The following is a 16,675-nucleotide window of genomic DNA, read 5'->3' as shown; positions in this document are numbered from 1 at the left end:
ATTAAGAATTTTCTTCTGAAGCCGATAGGTAGCAGATATTGTAAAAACCATTCTTCTTACGTCCTACGACGTGGTCAAAAATGTTCAGATTGCGCACCGCCGTAATCCCTTCATGAGGTATTTTTAATGGCTAAATCTTTTCGCATTCAGGTTCTTGCCATGATGGGAGGAATCGTGGTGTTGCTGATCGCGCTGACCTGTTTTTACTTCCTTTCCAATAACTTAAAATCTTATCGCGGGTTGCTTGAGGGGCCGGTGCAGGTTTCGCAATTGGTCGATGAGGCCAATTTGAAATTCAAGATTCAGGTCCAGGAATGGAAGAATGTACTGTTGCGCGGTAAGGCGTCGGCGGACCTGAACACTGTCTGGGGGCAATTCGAGAATAAAGAAAAGCAGGTTCAGGAAACTCTTGACAAGCTGATGAAAGCACAGGGTGTTTCAGATTCGACACAGAGCCAAGTGCAGACGCTTATCAGCGAACACAAGGCGCTAGGGCTGGCTTATCGCAAAGGACGTGAGGCGTTTGTCGCGGCCGGTGGTGATCCAGTGGTCGGTGACGTTGCGGTCAAAGGGGTGGATCGAGCGGTCAGCGAACAAATGAGTCAACTGGTGGAAAGCCTGCATAAGAGCAGTAACGAACAGTCGGTGCTGATCAGCGACGCTGCGGACCAAACGATTCTATTTGGCACTTTGATCATGATTGCTTCGGCTGTCATTGTTGGGCTGCTCACATTGTTGTTGGTCAATCGTGGCCTGATCGCGCCGATTCAGATGCTGATTAGCTATATCTCGCAACTGAGCCTAGGCAAGTTTGGCGAGCGCGTCGACATTACACGTCAGGACGAAGTAGGTCAGCTGGCTATAGCCGCCAATATTTTGCGTGACTTTCTGACAGATACCTTCAAGCACCTCAAACACAGCATTTCCGAGCTGGACGCAGCCGGTAACGAGCTAAACTCGATTGCGACTCTTATGGCCCAAGGCACTCACGAGCAGTTCGAGCGTACCGATCAAGTGGCTACAGCTATGACCGAAATGTCGGCCACAGCGCAAGAAGTTGCCCGGCATGCGGCTCAGGCGGCCAAGGCCGCAGATGATGCCGACCATTATTCTAAGGAGGGCGAAAAGGTCATGCAGTCAACCATGACCGCCATCAGTCTGATGCGCAATGAAATCAGCAACACTGCGAACGTGATTCAGCACCTAGAGACCGATAGCATGCGGATCGGCAAAGTTCTTGAAGTGATTCGTGGTATTGCGGAACAAACCAACCTGCTGGCGCTCAATGCGGCCATCGAAGCGGCACGGGCCGGTGAAGCCGGTCGCGGGTTTGCGGTAGTTGCCGATGAGGTACGAACTCTAGCCCAGCGCACGGCAGTGTCTACCGCAGAAATCAATCAGATCATAAATTCGGTGCAGAGCAGTGCCAGCGATGCGGTGATCGCTATACAGGGAGGTCAGACTCGCAGCGAAGAAGGCGTCGAGCAGGTTAATAACGTCAGCATCACGCTGCGCCACATCACGTCTGCCGTTGAGGCGATTCGCGATATGAACCGACAGATCGCCACAGCTGCAGAAGAGCAGACCTCTGTGGCTGAAGATATCACGCACAACTTGGTAGAAATCAAGGCTATCGCCAGTACCAATCAGGACAACGTCAAACGTACTCAGGAAGCGAGTAATAACCTGAGTGGCCTATCTATGGGTCTAAATGACGTCATCTCACGATTGAGTACATAGGTGTAGGGCTCGCGCTCACGAGGTCGGTTCCGGCTAGGGGCAAAATGACACCCTAAGTTTTTTTCGCTTTTGGGCGAGAGATATCGTCCTGTCAGCAATATATGCGCCCAGCCCAGCGGTGAGATATGCGCCAGGAGCTCGGGCGGATTTCGCCGCACAGGGGTTCTCCGGAATTCCCGTCTGTCGACCTGACGCTCACCCTGCAAGCCTCTTGGATACTGGATCGCCCGATACCTGGGTATCAGCAAAAACACTATCACTGCAATCGTGCGCAGGCATCGCGAAACGGCTTAGTGTGTCATTTCGCCCCCAACCAGAACCGACCTTTAATGAAGGCCCGTGGATTTCTGAATCTGTGACCACTGACGTAGCGAAGGCGAAATAAAACGCGCTAGCCATTTCTCATCCAATGGCGGAATGGCACCCAATTGTTCTGCTATGTACACACATTGCAACAAGGTTTGCTCCAGTAGCAGATAGGGCGCACCGGTTTCGTCTTCCGCCATTTCTAAGATAGACGGTGACATTATCGCCTTCGTGGCCTTCTTGGCATGCTCTGCGGCAAATTTCATGTCTAACTTCTCTAACCTCGACTTACTAGAAGCCGTCACAACGGGTTTACCCCATTGCTTGTTGAGATCGGCTTTGCTCCACCAGGAGGAAGCTAACGGTGCCACCAACTTTGCCTCCTCCAAACTCCATAGCGCGTCTAGCATCTGCTCAAGACTGAGCATAACCATCCCCTCACCATTGACCTCCAATTCGAAAGCCAGACGCTCTGGCGTATTATCCTCCTCATCGAATAGCACCCTGGTCGGCTAAGCCATCAACTTCAAATCATCAAAAATCTGCAATGTTCTCTCCTGTGATCGGGACAAAAAGGGGACCGAGGAGCACGGTCATTTTCTTACCTGATGACGCGCCGCGCTTGCTTATGAGTAACAACAGGGCCCTGTTTGCGATCGGTGACTTGGCTGCCAACGTCACTGCACTGAACCGCAACAACGTCCGGGGCTTCAACCAGGATGCGTACATTTTCAGGATCCTTTGAAACGCTTAAAATCTGAATCTGAATGTCATCACCGATAATAATATTTTCACCTTCACGTCGAGTCAGAAGAAGCATACGAGTTTCCTATTACAGGTTTCAGCAGAATGCCCTGGAACGCTGGCTGTGTGCGCTACGCCAGCCCAAGCTATTAAGAGCCCAACCAGCCATTAGTAACCGTCCCTGGCACGGTACAGGTAAGAATAGCCGCCCAACACAATGATGAACCACACGCCCCAACGAGTAAACCCAACGGATTAGGGTGTCATTTTGCCCCCCAGCCGGAACCGCCCCCTAACTAAGACGTGATAAAATATTCCTACGGTTAACATACTGCCAGAATCATGAACGCCCCCCTCGATAAATAAGCTGCTCAAGCCCCACTGAAACAGGCTCTGACAATGTATTTCTACCGCCTATGACGAATGGAGACCCCCACCATGGCGATGAAGTTTGGCCGCGCCCACTGCGAAGAACTCAAAAAATTGTTGTCGCCCTACCAAGCACGCGATCTTTATACCAACGAAGACGGCGAGCACTATGCACAAGAGTTGACCTTTCTCTGCGAGGATCAGCGCTGCCGCGCACTACTCACACCTGTCGGTATATACATGGCACGCAAATCAAAACGGGCGCTGCACTTTCGCACTAAAGATACACATGCATCGGATTGTGATTTTTTACAGCCTGGCGCATCCAGTGGCCCGAGCCGCTCGCCAGCGAGGCAAGAGGACGACTTCAAACCCAGCGACTTCCCAACTGAGCTAGATTTAGCTCCTTGTCCCCGTAAAGGCGCTGCCGGGGGAGGCGAAACCACGACAAGCGGGACTGATGATGAGACAGGCAGCAGCGGGGCCACCTCGACAAGCGGTGGCAGCAGGCGAAAGACGAGTACCCGCACGCGCTATTTGGATTTGGTGGTGGATTGCTACCTGTCCGAAGATAACGCAAGCAAGAACCAGCTCTTGACCATTGCAGACAAGACCAAAACCTTTGCCCGCTTTTTCAAGAAATCCAGTATTTCCAAGACGAAACCGGACTGATCTATCACGGTCTGATCGATGATCTACGACTATACGCAGGCAAAGGCGTGGGCATACGCTTTACCGAATTGGTGTGGGTGAACAAGAAGCGATACCGTATCTGGGCGTATGTCCCACAGAAGCGTATCGACGAGCCCCGACGCCGAAAGGCTTTTCTGACAGAAATTGATGAGTTGGAGAAAGCGATCAAGGCCGGAGAACAGGTACATGCGTTCTTTGTCGGCGCCTACCTGTAACGGCCTGCAATCGAAATGGCCTCGACCTGCAATGATGGCGTTTTTCGACCGACATTAATTGCGTCTAGCCGGCCCCGCGAACCAGCATTGACTGCAAACGAACCCGCATTCATTCATTTCGACCTGCAATCGAGCGCAGTCGGCCAAGATTAAATGCGACGGAAAAACTGAGGATTTTGGCGTCCATAAGACGGTGGTTTAATCGAGCCGACCAGGCAGCACGATGGTTACGGGCAGATACTGCTTAATTCCACTTTCTGTTTCATTGCTCCACCGTACCCCCTGTTCCACAGCACAATGGCCGCGGTCAAGATTCAGTCAACTAGCCCGATAGAGATTGACGCCTCGGCGTCAAGAAGGCAACCTGCGGCTGCAAATTGGTCCGTATCCGCTTTGGCCAGGTGTCGCCTGCTCACATGCACCTGCGCGATTTTGGAACTGTTGGGATGGTATACACCACGGATGAGATCCATTCATCCAAGAAATCCAATCCATGACTAGCCCTGTCATTACTCCTCGTGGCACTACTCCTTTGTCTAATGAGGCTTCAGCGAGTGAGACCAAATCAGCCTACGCACGCTTGACACCCGACGCCTATCGAAACTCGATCGCGAAATTCAAACAAGCGCTGACTACGCCGGAGCGGCCGACTGGTGAGCCCGTGTTCCTCTATGACCGCACACCAGGAGAATTGGAAAACTTCCGCTCTTCGGACAATTTCATCCTCCCTCAACATCTCAACCAGAACGGCTGGGACACGCTGCACATTTCCGGCAGTGCCAGTATTGCCAGTTTAGAGCAGGTGCAACGCTTGCATCCCACACCCGAAAGACCCGTCGTGGTATTGGATGTACGAGAAGAATCTCACGCGATCGTTGGGGGCTATCCATGTACTTGGAGACTGGGCAACAACTGGGCGAACGTAGGTAAAAGTCGTAATGCCGTGATCGCTGATGAGCAATCTCGCATCGCTGCGCTCAAGCAACAGCCCACAGTCGAGATCATTCACCGCAAGGATGCCAAAAACGGGCTGGAGAATCCTCGTAAGGTAGTGCTTAAGAAACCGGATATTTCCAGTGAAGAAGACTTAGTGAAGTCCACTGGCGCAGAGTACTTGCGTTTGATGGTGACCGACCACATGGGGCCGCGTTCGGAAGACGTGGACCTATTCGTAGCCATGGAGCGCGCGTTACCCGAGCACGGTCGGGTACATATTCATTGTGGCGTCGGCCAAGGCCGCACAGGTATCTTCATCGCCATGCATGACATGCTTAAGAATGCTCATCAGATGTCGTTCCATGACCTGATAGAGCGCCAGCTTGCCTTCAATCCCGGTCGTGCGCTGGATTTCAATAAAGATGTCACCCACGAAGGGCGTGCCAATCTGCGCAATGACCGCTTGGAATTCATCTCACTCTTTTACGAATACGCTAAACAAAATCCCAAAGGAGCACCACATTCGTGGTCAGAATGGCTCGCCGACCCGACTACCCCCTCTCAACAACGCTGACTGGCTGGGTCTTTGCTTTCAAAATATCAGTGATCTGTCCCAACATGCGTAACAGTTTCAAACCGCGCCCGTTGAAAAACCTCTTCACGGCCAGCGGCTGCTGGGCAGGTTTGCTGGAGACCGGCGGTTTGCGCCAAATCGAAGTGAAGTCGATCAGCAAAATGCTCGCCTGCGGCACCTCCATCCTGGGCGTCAAACACTACTCCTGCAGCAACTACAGCTGCCCACACGTCAAATACCTGTGCAACACCTACCGCTGCCGCGCCTGTCCTTCCTGCGGTAAAAAGGCTACCGATCAGTGGATCGCCGTGCAAAACAACCGTCTGCCCTAATGCCCTTGGCAGCATCTGGTGTTCACGCTGCCCGACACGCTGTGGTCGCTGTTCTTTTACAACCGTGGCTTGCTCGATGCGCTGTTTCGTCTGGCGGCCGACAACCTGCTGTATGCGGGAAAACGGCGCGATCTGCACATTGGGTTGTTTGGCGCTCTCCATACCTATGATCGACGGCTCAACTGGCACCCTCATATGCACCTGTCTGCTACTGCCGGTGGTCTGGATGAGCAGGGCGCCCGGAAGAGTTTGGCGTTTCACGAAAAAGCGATGCGCCGTCGCTGGATGTGGAATGTGCGCAACACCCTGCTCGGGCTGTGGGGACAGCTTACGCTGCCACCCGAGTTGGCGCACATCAACCATGAAAGTGACCGGCGACACTTGGTGCTCAATGCCGGCGGTCAGCACTGGCATATCTACCTGTCGACGAAGACAGAAAACGGGCGAAAGACCGCCAATTACCTGGGCCGCTACCTAAAAAACCGCCCATCTCGGGCAGCCGTTTGGCGCATTACACGTCTGGAGCCTCGTTGAGCTTCACCTACCTGGATCACCGCACACAGACCTATCAGCAGGAAACGGTGAGCCAGGCAGACATGCTACGCCGGGTGGTACAGCATATCCCGGAAAAGCATTTCCGGATGATCCGGTATTTTGGTTTTCTGGCCAATAGGGTCTGCGGGCAGTACCTGCCAAAGGTCTATGAAGCACTGAAGATGGCGACGCCAGGACCGGTACCAAAACTGTATTTTGCGCAGATGGCCAAAGCCTTTCTAAACGTCGATCCGTTCCGCTGCGTGCTGTGTGGCGCGCGGATGGTATACACGGCGACAATCAGCGGGCTGACGGTGCAGGGACTGGTCCTCAACGCTCAGGCGATCGCGCAGATGAGGTACGTGAAGCCCTGATAGGGCGAAGATGCATCCGCACCTAGGATTATCGGTGAAACAACCTGCATTAATGCTTATTTATAGGGCTTTTCACTAAAAGAGTAACATCCCTGCGTCTTCCTACGCATCGCTATGAAGGTATGACGCCTCCTTCCATAGCGTCAGCCTGATGCATAGGCGTTTTGAAATTCCTATGCATGAACTTCCAGCGGGTCAATCGACGGTTTGCGGCCCCGGTAAACACCAAGAGCTTTAGCGTCAGCAATTCCTTCAAGCTGCCGTTCGCGTCGCAGGTTGGTTTCAAACTCAGCGAATACGCCCAGCATGTCCAAAAATGCTTTTCCGGCTGCGCTCTGCGTATCGATTGGTTGCTCCATCGCCTTGAGACTAACCCCACGTTCTTTGAGTGTATAAACGATGTCTTGAAGATCCTTGATGCTTCGTGCGAGACGATCAACACGCGTCACCAATAATGTGTCGCCAAGGCGTAGAAAATCGAGCAGTGTTTTCAACTCCGTCCGACCAACCCGGCTGGCCCCACTTTTTTTCTCGGCACGCAAGACATCACAACCCGCTTCACGCAAAGTTTTTTCTTGCAGAACGAAATCTTGATCGCTTGTGGAAACACGAGCGTATCCGTAAAGGGCCATCGTCTAGGCTCTAGAAGCTGAGAACTTACCATATGAACGAGCCCCATGAAAGACAGGGCACCGTTCCCCCCTTAAGATAAGGGATAGGCAAACGGGTATGTTTATGACTAACAGCAACGATAAGGGTGGCGAGCTGCTCGGCCAGGAACGCCGACGCCGCTGGAGCACCGACCAGAAGCTGGCCATGGTTCGAGAGAGCCTAGAACCTGGACAAAGCGTGTCCGTGGTGGCCCGGCGCAACGGCATCAACGCCAACCAGCTGTTCCTGTGGCGCAAGCTGTACCAGGACGGAAGCTTGTCAGCGGTCAGTGCTGGCGAGGCTGTTGTACCTGCGTCGGAACTGACCGATGCGCTCAAGCAGATCCGCGAATTGCAGCGGATGCTGGGCAAGAAGATGATGGAAGCCGAAGTCCTAAAAGAGGCAGTGGAGATCGCCCGGTCGCGAAAATGGATTGCGCACTCACCCTTGTTGCCGGGGGACGACCAGTGAAACTGGTCAGCGAAAGTCTCGGTGTGTCGCGCTCGCAATTAACGGTTCGAATTAAGCAATCGGTATCGCCCAAAGTACGGCGACGTCGGCTCGTGAACGATACGGAGTTGGTCGCTGAGATTAAGCAGCAAGTCAGCGAGTTGCCGAGCTATGGCTACCGTCGTGTTTGGGGCTTGTTGCGCCGCGAGCGTGAAGTCCAGTTATTGGCCCCGATCAATGTGAAGCGGGTTTACCGCGTCATGCGCGACCACAATCTCTTGCTGGAACGACGCACTAAGCAACCTGGCGTGCAACGCCGGCATGAAGGCCGAATTGCCGTGACTACCAGCGATACGCGCTGGTGCTCGGACGGCTTCGAGTTTCGCTGCGACGACGGTGCGAAGTTGAGCGTGACTTTTGCCCTGGACTGCTGTGACCGCGAAGCCATCGGCTGGGTCGCCAGCCCGACGGGCTACAGCGGTGACGACATCCGAGACTTGATGTTGGAAAGCGTGGAGAAGCGATTTGGGGATCAACTACCGAGCACGCCGGTGCAGTGGTTGAGCGATAACGGCTCGGCTTATATCGCCGAGCAGACGCGTCTGTTTGCTCGCCAGATCGGCCTGCAGCCGGTGACCACACCGGTACGCAGCCCGCAAAGTAACGGCATGGCCGAGAGCTTCGTGAAGACGATCAAGCGTGATTACGTGGCGCATATGCCCAAACCGGATCGAGAAACGGCGCTGCGCAATCTGACGATTGCCTTCGAGCATTACAACGAGCAGCATCCACACAGCGCTTTGAAATATAGATCGCCGCGAGAATTTAGGCGTTTGGCAGCAGCATCAATTTAACGGGGAGTTGGTGTCCGGTCTGGTAGGGGCAAGTCCACCATATCAAAAATGAAAAGCCACCCTATTGAGACGCAAAAAGCGCCTTAGTCACGCGTCTCACAAGGGTGTACTTAAATGAGACAGAAGCCGCGAGTGGTCACTCGCAAATAATTCCGGTTCATGACGGTCGATTGCTGGTCGAACCAGATGAATGCAGGTTCATTCGCAAATAATCCCGGTTTGCCGGCTCGGATAGACGCAATCAATCCTGGTCGAAAAACGCGATGATTGCAGGTCGAGGCCATTTCGATTGCAGGTCGTTACAGACACCGAAGGAACAGTCGGTATCGGGAACGAAGGAGGTATACCTGGCGCGTTGGAGATGGATCTTCTTTGCCTTGGCTTTTGCCCGGCTCGCCCATTTACGTTTTTTGGTCTCTGACACCATGTGTAAGCCTGTGCTCACGAGGTATCGACTCAATTTCGGCTATGATAACCGATTTCAAAATTTCCACAATTTGCAGCCGCAGGCTGCCTTCTTGCCAAGACCCTGCGGACCTTCACGGGCAAGCTTGAGCAAGCTGTTCTGATGAATCTCCCGGTCGGGCCATTCGGGCAGGGCCACCAGTTATAAAAATCCTTAGCTGCTCGATGTGCTCCATCATGTGCCGCGAATTCGCTTTCAAAGGTGACTGCCGCGGCCAAGTCAGTCAGGTACTGTTGCTGCCCGCCTTGTGAGGCCCAAGGAAATTCAACTATTGACCTGAGCGATACGCACAAGACGTTTATTGAGAGGCTCAATGGCTCATGACTTTTGAGCCGCCTGCCTGACGACTTGCCTTTGCGCGAGATTGTCTATACCAAACCCGCGACCTTTAATTGAATTACTGAAAGGTTCGTTATACAGCGTGTCGTCCCATTGTTCCGGCATTCCATGGGAAGCGACACCCAGATTCACTTCAAGCATCGAATGGTGGCCGTCCTGACCGAAATAGGCATAGCACGCATACCGCACAAGCTCTTTCAGATTCTGCTCACTCTCAATACCCAGGCTTTTCAAACAAGCCGGTGCCAGAAAACGCGCAACAGCGAGCATGCGCGAAGCGGTACCGGACGGGCCGGCGATAATCGGCTTTGCAGAAACTTCAGCACGCTTTGCGAAATCGCTGTTCGGTTTTACACTCCATACACTGCTGCCATGGCCTCTCAGAATCTGCAGATCAGATTCCTCAGGCAACCCCTTATTAAAGCCCACTTTCGCTTGGGCAGACGGATGATTAACCGGATTGTGACGATGAAAAGCCAACTCGCGCGCACTGATCAGCGCCTGGTTAAGATTTGATGCCGTTTCATACCGGGCTCTGCCAATCTGTTCACGACTTTCGCTAGCCCGTGCAGCCCACCCTGACATGACATAAAGATCGCCTTCACAAGCTTTCAGATAGTTGAGGTCTACCACACGGTCGAGCTTTTGCTGCAAAGCTGGATCGCTAACCATTCGTTTAAGCAAATGTTTAAAGTTGTTACTGAGGATAAGGTTAGTGAACAGTGTACCTTTCTCTCGAAGCGTCCCGACGCGACTGGTGGCCCGGATAGCTGCCGCATTCCAACCAACACTCCCCATTACATCAAAGCGCGGGCTGAGTACTCCACTGCCGTGTCGATTACTGTCATGAGGGCGAGAAACTGCCTGAACGATTTCGGCCCACCCCTTAACCTCCCCATGAACCTTGACGAAAACGTCTGTCAACGTATCAACCAGCGCACTTATTGTCATTTTCGCTGCCGGGTGGTCGACAATGTGTTCGATGACTGCTTTTTCAATCTCGCTGTTGCGCTGGATTTCGCTGGAAACCGGCTCGGACCTCTGCGCCGAAGTTTCCGTTCCCGCATCCACGACGAGATTTGTACTGGGTATCGAGTGATTGCTGACTGTTTTCATCATATGAGTCACTCGTCAGAGCTCTCTGCAATCTCGTTCAAGTGGACGTGCCACCTATCGTCCTGCTTGTGCAGACCGGTTACTTTGAAAGGCGTCCGGGGCGGGATGAGCGCTTCGTCCTCGTATGGGTTTTTTGAAAAGGGGCCTATATTGACGGCTGATGAGGACTGCAGATGTAACGTGACATCGGAAGTAAATTCTTCTGTAACATCCATTCTAGTCGACGTGCTCATGAACGCGTCATCACGATAAGTATTACCCGGCTTGAAGCGACTCATCACTTCACCATCATCCATCTTTTGCTTGATGCCTCTATGCAGTTGACCAGACACCTGATAATCAGGGTATTGAGCAAGTTTGGCCAAACCGCTTTTCATTGCCTCGACAACAGGCGCGACATCATTTTTCGGGGCATACCGCAGATGATGGTTGATCGGTCTGTAAAGACAACTCGTATAAAGATGGATCGCAAGAAATTCGTCGTCTGAAAAGCAATCACCAAAAGGGTGGCGGTCTTTTTCATCAAGTGCATTTTTAATCATGCTGTTTGGGGGCTGAATATCTTGGGCTATTGACTTTGGCTGACTTTTAAGTCGCTTTTTCTCTTGTGTGATCACTGAAGACAGCGCCTGCTTCATCAGCGTATCAGAAAGCCTAGGAGATGGTCCTTTTCGAGGATTCGTGCGATATTTCCCCTTTATATTTGTAGCATAGTTCTGGTTTAATATTTGTTCATGAGTGAGAGAAAGCATCGTCCCAGAAGAACTGGGCACCGGTGTAGACGAACCAGAGGCATGTTGAGGGCTAATAGGCGGACTATACACATGATTGGAGCCAGAAGTACCACAAATATTACCCATAAATAAAATCACTCACTTAAAGTGTAAAGAAACGCTGAAAAATTAACACATTCGCGCCGTTCTCATTTTTCAAGCCGATTTTTTCAATCGAACGAGCTAACCTTGCTTTTCTGGGGACCAATTTCTCCCTTCACTCTGCTGATTTGCGAGCCAACCCACTCAGCAGTCCTTTGGAGGACTTCTGCGCTGAATCCGTTGGGGTGTTTGCAGAAGATGTGGAGTCGGATATTTTCATACCAACCTCCATTTACCGGCGCCCCTGATCGTGCCTAAAGTTTTCGATTACCTGCTTGATCTGTCCAGCCAGCGCTTGGGCGTTTTCGAGCGCAAGCAACAGGGTATCTGCCCCGTTCCCGCCAAGGTCATGTGTGTAGCGAAGACACAACGTGTTTTGCTCGACATCAAGTGCTATACATGCGTTCATCGTGTGGACAGGAGACAGGTTCAGGTGCAATGCAAGCGCCAGCAGACGTCCGTCGTGCTCGGGATCGACACGGCTCAAGGTACAGATAGCGAAAAGCGCGTCGCCGTCAGTAGAGGGAACCAGAAGACTGGCTTGCTTATCCTTGCCTTGCCACAGTAAATAACCGTCGTCGCGCAAGGCCTGCAACGCCGAAGTATCAAAGCCCAAGGTCTTCAGGCCGTGCTCAAGCAGACCATTAACGGATGTGCGCATAATGTGAATACCTTTAGGTTCGAATGAACACTTGGTGGCGTGGAACCTCCGTAAGGTTCCAGGCCACGTGAACTTTCTGCGTGCTCCCCCAGTGTCAGGATAGCTTTCGCTTCTTCGGTTTTTCCTAAAAAAAGCATATCGACGGGAGCCCGCAGAATTCGGAAAAAATCGTACATTAGGCTATCGTTTGCGGTCAATTTTCTAGAAAAATAACGATATTTTTAAAGAATTACTGCATTCGGTGTATCCGCTTTAAGTATAGATCAACCTGACATGTAGTGGTCAGCGCGAGCGAATCGGTTCCAAGCTTAAAAAATTCCCCCCTCACAAATATAGCAGGCACCTGATTTTGACATCAGAGCTGTGGTCGCAGGAGCGAAATGGAACGAACGACTCATGTTGCGTTGATACAACGCCATATCCAAAAGAGCGATGACCAGCGCCGGCTTCCGACCTCATGACATATAGCAGTATCTAAGAAACAAGATTACTCACTCCAACACAGCAGTAGTGCGGCTATAATGAGGGAAATGGCTACTATGAGATGTTTCTAGTGATCAAAATAAATGGAAAACAAAGCCCCCCTACTCTCGAGCTTTCGGATTTTCGTCGACTTCGAATATAACCGGCGACAAAACATACCGAGGACAGGCCGCTACCTTAGACGACCAGCATAAGTCAATGTTTTTTGATACAGATCAAAAATAGCCATCAGATCTGGCTGACCATTGAACCAAATCCCTTTGTGTGCCACTAAAAATTTCATGCTACTGAAGAAAGTATCTGACCTTTTATCTAAAAGCTGTAACTCAGTTTAAAAGCGCATCAGAGTAGAGGCAAAAAAAATACTTATAGCACGTTTTCTTGAACTCAGTAGGCTTTCCAATTTCAAACTAGAGATAGCTATGCAAACCTATAAATACTACCCCAAAAATCCGCCTACCTTTGGCACCGTCCTGCTGACGTCTTATGGCTTGTTCGCCCATGTAAATGAGATACTCCTGTCTCATATCGCTGATGTCTTAAGAATTTGCAAGGAGGTCACCGATGGCTTCGACGACGAGAAACATCACTTAAGGGCGCTTATGCTGATGATCGCTGACGTTCCAGAAGAACCTTTACTCAACACATCTGCCGCTCATAAGGGTTCCATTATCGCGTACAATTCTCTTGGCTACCTTTTATCCTGTGGATCTATTGGTGAAAATGCTAAGCGCATCATCCAGACGGGCAATAGTGTGTTTCTTGTGGAGCTAAATGGTACTATTGATAACCCGACAGTCGATCTCAAAGTTTTCAACTCCTGGCCGCAGTATCAAAAATTCCTTAGACCCATTTTAAGCATGCAATCCTGATTTAAGGTCTAAAGGTGGGCCGCTTTGGCTTAGGTATGGGCGCTTTCTTTGCCCGTACGTAATGGCTTGAATTTAGGATCAATAGCGCTGTATTGACTAAAATCCTTTGGGGCAGTATTTTCAATTCAAAGGTCGGCGAATCTGCCGCTTACCTCGCCTGTGATAAAAGCGGGTTGTACTGATGTTCGAGTGCCAAAGCCACATCTGCACTTTGGTAATATCGGCATCATGCTTCAGGCCGTTGGTCGCTGCGATTGCGTGCAGACCGTGCACGCCTGGGTACTCGACGACTATGCCGGCGTTCTTAGCATAGGCCTCGCCCACGGTGCCTCGCAGGAGCGAAACGACGGACCGGGCCTCGTTGCGTATTCAATATCCTGCTCCAGGCACACGTAGATGCGCTCGGCGGCCACGGGATGCAGGTGCAAAAAGTGCATATTGCTTCCTTTGCCGTAGATCCACAAGTTTTTGATGCCGCATCGTTCATGCACGTCGAAGGTGCAGTTGTCCCGCGTCTTCGCTGCGCAGGCCATGGTACGCACGACCAGAATCGCACGGTCGCGCAGTTCTTTCATGATGTCTGTGTTGGGAGTATCAAGCATTGTTGCCGAGGGCGGGAGTCTTGCCTTCGTTGCTTTCTGTACGGGGATCGTTTGACGCTGTTCACAGGGTTGCGCCAACGACCGTATTGTTTTCCAGGAATTGGTCGAAGAGACTGGCCAGCGCAGCCAGTTTGCACCGGATGCCCCCCTCCCCGTTGGGCGGCTGTCATATAGTTTAGACAGACGGTTGTTTGCCTAGCCTGCAATCGGAGATGTGTATAGCTAACCGGCAAGCTCCGGGGCTCGGTAGAGCAGGGAAGTCCATGCTACTACCGCACTTGAATTGCATGGAAATGACTAGAGCGTCCAAGTCCAATCTCGCATCTACCCTTCCATTCCAAACCCATGGGACCAATGTAAGGTTTTCTAAGGCGCATCACTTTTCAATCAGTCATTGTTTCTCCTTTGAGTCAGATCCTCATTGGAGACCTTATGCGTTTGTATCTGTGCGAGAAACCCAGCCAGGGTAAAGACATCGCCGCTGTACTCGGAGCCAAAACACGAGGTGACGGCTGCATCAAAGGCAATGGTGTGGCCGTCACCTGGGGAATTGGTCATTTGCTTGAAACAGCTCCTCCCGATGCCTACGGCGAGCATCTGAAAAACTGGAGCCTGGACTCACTTCCAATCCTGCCTGCGGAATGGAAAGTGCTCGTCAAGCCGAAAACGGCCAGCCAGTTCAAAATCGTCAAGCAACTACTCAAACATGCCACCGAGCTCGTTATTGCGACGGACGCTGACCGCGAGGGAGAAATGATCGCGCGCGAGCTGATCGAGTATTGTGGCTATCGGGGACCGATTCAAAGACTATGGCTGTCTGCGCTCAATGAAGCATCCATCCGCCAGGCGCTCAGCAGTGTCAAGCAAGGCTCTGAGACCTATCCGCTGTACCTGTCGGCGCTGGCACGCTCCAGAGCGGACTGGCTGATCGGTATGAACTTCTCTCGGCTGTTCACTCTTCTCGGACGACAGGCCGGCTACACCGGTGTCCTTTCAGTAGGCCGCGTTCAAACCCCTACCCTTCGCCTAGTGGTCGACCGGGATCGAGAAATTTCAAACTTCATACCCAAGCCGTTCTGGGGTATAGACGTCCAGCTCCGGACTGTCGGGCACTCGTTCCTGGCTAAGTGGGTCGCAGATGAGTCAGTCGTAGATGAGGACGGCCGCTGCCTTGATCAGAGTGCGGCAACTGCCGCGCTCAATGCTCTGAAAAATAGCCAGGCCGCTACAACCCTCTCTGTAGAGACCGAGCGTGACCGGGATGTCGCTCCGCTCCCTTTCGATCTGAGCACACTGCAGGAGGTGTGCTCAGCTAAATTCGGGCTCGGAGTTCAAGAGACGCTCGACATCGCACAGTCCCTCTACGAAACCCACAAAGCCACAACCTACCCCAGAACTGATTGCGGTTATCTGCCAGAGAGCATGCTGGATGAAGTGCCGATGGTCCTTGACGCACTGAACCGAACGGATCCCGACATTGGTAAGACGCTACTGCTGATTGATCCGGAGCAACGCTCCCGTGCGTGGAACGACAAAAAAATCACTGGCCCCCACCATGGAATCATTCCGACCCTGGAACCCACAAAACTGACAGCAATGTCAGAGAAGGAGCGCAAGGTCTATGAATTGATCCGAGCCCACTTTCTTGCGCAATTTCTGCCCCACCATGAATACGATCGTACCGTGGCGACCTTTGAATCCAATGCAGTTTCACTCCAGTCAGTGGGCAAGCGAATAGTGGTAGCGGGCTGGAAAATTTTATTTTCTGGCTCATTCGAGGGCGAGGAAGAGAGTGAGGAAAGTGGAGGCCGGTCCCAGACCTTGCCAATGCTGCAGGTTGGTTCTCGATCTGACATCCAGGACCTGCAGCTGAAGGCAATGAAGACAGAACCACCCAAGCCCTACACCGAGGGCACGTTGATCAAGGCGATGAAGACCATTGCCAAGTTGGTCAAGGACCCAAGGCTGGCTCAGAAGCTCAAAGAAACTACAGGCATTGGAACTGAGGCTACTCGGGCGGCCACGATCCAAGGCCTGATCGACCGAGGGTCCCTCATCAAGAAAGGTCGGGCACTGCGGGCATCTGACGCAGCATTTTCACTGATTGATGCGGTCCCTCCTGCCGTGGCCGACCCCGGCACCACTGCGATCTGGGAACAGGCGCTGACAATGATCGAACAAGGCACGCTGACGCTCGATGACTTTATTGCCAAGCAATCGAGCTGGATCACCAGGCTCGTCGATCAGTATAAAAGCACAACGTTATCGATTAATGTGCCCGAAGGTCCAAAATGCCCATTGTGCAACGCTAAATCCTCTCAGCGTAAAAGCTCCTCAGGGAGCTTTTGGGCGTGCACACGGTATCCGGAATGCAAAGGCACAGTGAACATTGGTCCGGCGAAGAAAAAAACCTCAGGCAAGGGCACCAAGGCGCGCATCCCAGCAGCCAAGAACGCTTGAGGCAATGGTTATGGCGGGCTCGCAAATGA

12 protein-coding genes and 4 pseudogenes are annotated in these 16,675 nt (G+C 52.2%); 8 read left to right on the top strand and 8 right to left on the bottom strand.

The window, feature by feature from the left end; all coding sequences use genetic code 11:
• Positions 1 to 126: 126 nt before the first annotated feature.
• Positions 127 to 1,740, top strand: coding sequence for a methyl-accepting chemotaxis protein (locus ALO80_RS07080; protein WP_055008427.1), 1,614 nt, complete (start codon positions 127 to 129; stop codon positions 1,738 to 1,740).
• 326 nt (positions 1,741 to 2,066) lie between these two features.
• On the opposite strand, the gene ALO80_RS07075 is transcribed toward ALO80_RS07080, so the two are convergent.
• Both ALO80_RS07075 and ALO80_RS07070 read right to left on the bottom strand, forming a co-directional pair.
• Positions 2,067 to 2,474, bottom strand: a complete 408-nt coding sequence (locus ALO80_RS07075; RefSeq protein ID WP_223813477.1) for a hypothetical protein — start codon at positions 2,472 to 2,474, stop codon at positions 2,067 to 2,069.
• Between the two features lie 173 nt (positions 2,475 to 2,647).
• On the bottom strand, positions 2,648 to 2,866 hold the full coding sequence (locus ALO80_RS07070) for a carbon storage regulator (protein WP_055008426.1): 219 nt from the start codon (positions 2,864 to 2,866) through the stop codon (positions 2,648 to 2,650).
• Positions 2,867 to 3,228: 362 nt separating this feature from the next.
• Between ALO80_RS07070 and ALO80_RS07065 the strand changes: the two genes are divergently transcribed.
• The 4 genes and pseudogenes from ALO80_RS07065 (at position 3,229) to ALO80_RS07055 (ending at position 6,817) form a co-directional block, all read left to right on the top strand.
• A complete protein-coding gene (locus ALO80_RS07065; RefSeq protein WP_223813476.1) occupies positions 3,229 to 3,831 on the top strand; it encodes a hypothetical protein in 603 nt (200 codons plus the stop codon).
• 47 nt (positions 3,832 to 3,878) lie between these two features.
• On the top strand, positions 3,879 to 4,067 hold the full coding sequence (locus tag ALO80_RS31940) for a hypothetical protein (protein WP_223813475.1): 189 nt from the start codon (positions 3,879 to 3,881) through the stop codon (positions 4,065 to 4,067).
• Positions 4,068 to 4,560: 493 nt separating this feature from the next.
• Entirely contained in the window at positions 4,561 to 5,577 is a 1,017-nt protein-coding gene (locus ALO80_RS07060; protein WP_055008425.1) for a phosphatase domain-containing protein, read from the top strand.
• 44 nt (positions 5,578 to 5,621) lie between these two features.
• A pseudogene (locus tag ALO80_RS07055) lies at positions 5,622 to 6,817 on the top strand (IS91 family transposase).
• A gap of 182 nt (positions 6,818 to 6,999) precedes the next feature.
• Here the strand turns inward: ALO80_RS07055 and ALO80_RS07050 are convergent.
• A pseudogene (locus ALO80_RS07050) lies at positions 7,000 to 7,449 on the bottom strand (recombinase family protein); the annotation flags it as partial.
• A gap of 103 nt (positions 7,450 to 7,552) precedes the next feature.
• Here ALO80_RS07050 and ALO80_RS29180 point away from each other — a divergent pair.
• Positions 7,553 to 8,772, top strand: a protein-coding gene (locus ALO80_RS29180; protein WP_211372080.1) for an IS3 family transposase whose coding sequence is annotated in 2 segments (ribosomal slippage) — positions 7,553 to 7,898 and positions 7,898 to 8,772 — 1,221 coding nt in all. Because the reading frame shifts where the segments join, the coding sequence is not laid out codon by codon here.
• A gap of 517 nt (positions 8,773 to 9,289) precedes the next feature.
• Here ALO80_RS29180 and ALO80_RS29175 read toward each other — a convergent pair.
• The 4 genes and pseudogenes from ALO80_RS29175 to ALO80_RS07020 form a co-directional block, all read right to left on the bottom strand.
• Positions 9,290 to 9,485, bottom strand: a pseudogene (locus ALO80_RS29175) (hypothetical protein); the annotation flags it as partial.
• 71 nt (positions 9,486 to 9,556) lie between these two features.
• Entirely contained in the window at positions 9,557 to 10,696 is a 1,140-nt protein-coding gene (locus ALO80_RS07030) for a hypothetical protein (protein WP_055008422.1), read from the bottom strand.
• 5 nt (positions 10,697 to 10,701) lie between these two features.
• Positions 10,702 to 11,445: an ADP-ribosyltransferase domain-containing protein gene (locus tag ALO80_RS07025; RefSeq protein ID WP_162491667.1), complete on the bottom strand. Its 744-nt coding sequence runs from the start codon at positions 11,443 to 11,445 to the stop codon at positions 10,702 to 10,704.
• 355 nt (positions 11,446 to 11,800) lie between these two features.
• A complete protein-coding gene (locus ALO80_RS07020; RefSeq protein ID WP_055008420.1) occupies positions 11,801 to 12,229 on the bottom strand; it encodes a CesT family type III secretion system chaperone in 429 nt (142 codons plus the stop codon).
• 905 nt (positions 12,230 to 13,134) lie between these two features.
• On the opposite strand from ALO80_RS07020, the gene ALO80_RS07015 reads away from it, so the two are divergent.
• Positions 13,135 to 13,584, top strand: coding sequence for a hypothetical protein (locus ALO80_RS07015; RefSeq protein ID WP_055008419.1), 450 nt, complete (start codon positions 13,135 to 13,137; stop codon positions 13,582 to 13,584).
• Between the two features lie 115 nt (positions 13,585 to 13,699).
• On the opposite strand, the pseudogene ALO80_RS32455 reads toward ALO80_RS07015, so the two are convergent.
• Positions 13,700 to 14,328: pseudogene (locus ALO80_RS32455) on the bottom strand (tyrosine-type recombinase/integrase); the annotation flags it as partial.
• Between the two features lie 290 nt (positions 14,329 to 14,618).
• Between ALO80_RS32455 and ALO80_RS07005 the strand changes: the two are divergent.
• On the top strand, positions 14,619 to 16,646 hold the full coding sequence (locus tag ALO80_RS07005) for a DNA topoisomerase III (RefSeq protein ID WP_055008417.1): 2,028 nt from the start codon (positions 14,619 to 14,621) through the stop codon (positions 16,644 to 16,646).
• Positions 16,647 to 16,675: the final 29 nt, after the last annotated feature.

Source organism: Pseudomonas caricapapayae, from assembly GCF_001400735.1.
Taxonomy (GTDB): Bacteria; Pseudomonadota; Gammaproteobacteria; order Pseudomonadales; family Pseudomonadaceae; genus Aquipseudomonas; species Aquipseudomonas caricapapayae.
The sequence above is the reverse complement of the archived record's forward strand: the minus strand, read 5'-3'. Positions and strand labels throughout refer to the sequence as shown.

Excerpts from the sequence above, each read along its gene's own strand:
- ALO80_RS07080 (WP_055008427.1), top strand. The coding sequence starts at position 127 with ATGGCTAAATCTTTTCGCATTCAGGTTCTTGCCATGATGGGAGGAATC.
- ALO80_RS07075 (WP_223813477.1), bottom strand. The coding sequence starts at position 2,474 with ATGCTCAGTCTTGAGCAGATGCTAGACGCGCTATGGAGTTTGGAGGAG.
- ALO80_RS07070 (WP_055008426.1), bottom strand. The coding sequence starts at position 2,866 with ATGCTTCTTCTGACTCGACGTGAAGGTGAAAATATTATTATCGGTGAT.
- ALO80_RS07065 (WP_223813476.1), top strand. The coding sequence starts at position 3,229 with ATGGCGATGAAGTTTGGCCGCGCCCACTGCGAAGAACTCAAAAAATTG.
- ALO80_RS07060 (WP_055008425.1), top strand. The coding sequence starts at position 4,561 with ATGACTAGCCCTGTCATTACTCCTCGTGGCACTACTCCTTTGTCTAAT.
- ALO80_RS07030 (WP_055008422.1), bottom strand. The coding sequence starts at position 10,696 with ATGATGAAAACAGTCAGCAATCACTCGATACCCAGTACAAATCTCGTC.
- ALO80_RS07025 (WP_162491667.1), bottom strand. The coding sequence starts at position 11,445 with ATGCTTTCTCTCACTCATGAACAAATATTAAACCAGAACTATGCTACA.
- ALO80_RS07020 (WP_055008420.1), bottom strand. The coding sequence starts at position 12,229 with ATGCGCACATCCGTTAATGGTCTGCTTGAGCACGGCCTGAAGACCTTG.
- ALO80_RS07015 (WP_055008419.1), top strand. The coding sequence starts at position 13,135 with ATGCAAACCTATAAATACTACCCCAAAAATCCGCCTACCTTTGGCACC.
- ALO80_RS07005 (WP_055008417.1), top strand. The coding sequence starts at position 14,619 with ATGCGTTTGTATCTGTGCGAGAAACCCAGCCAGGGTAAAGACATCGCC.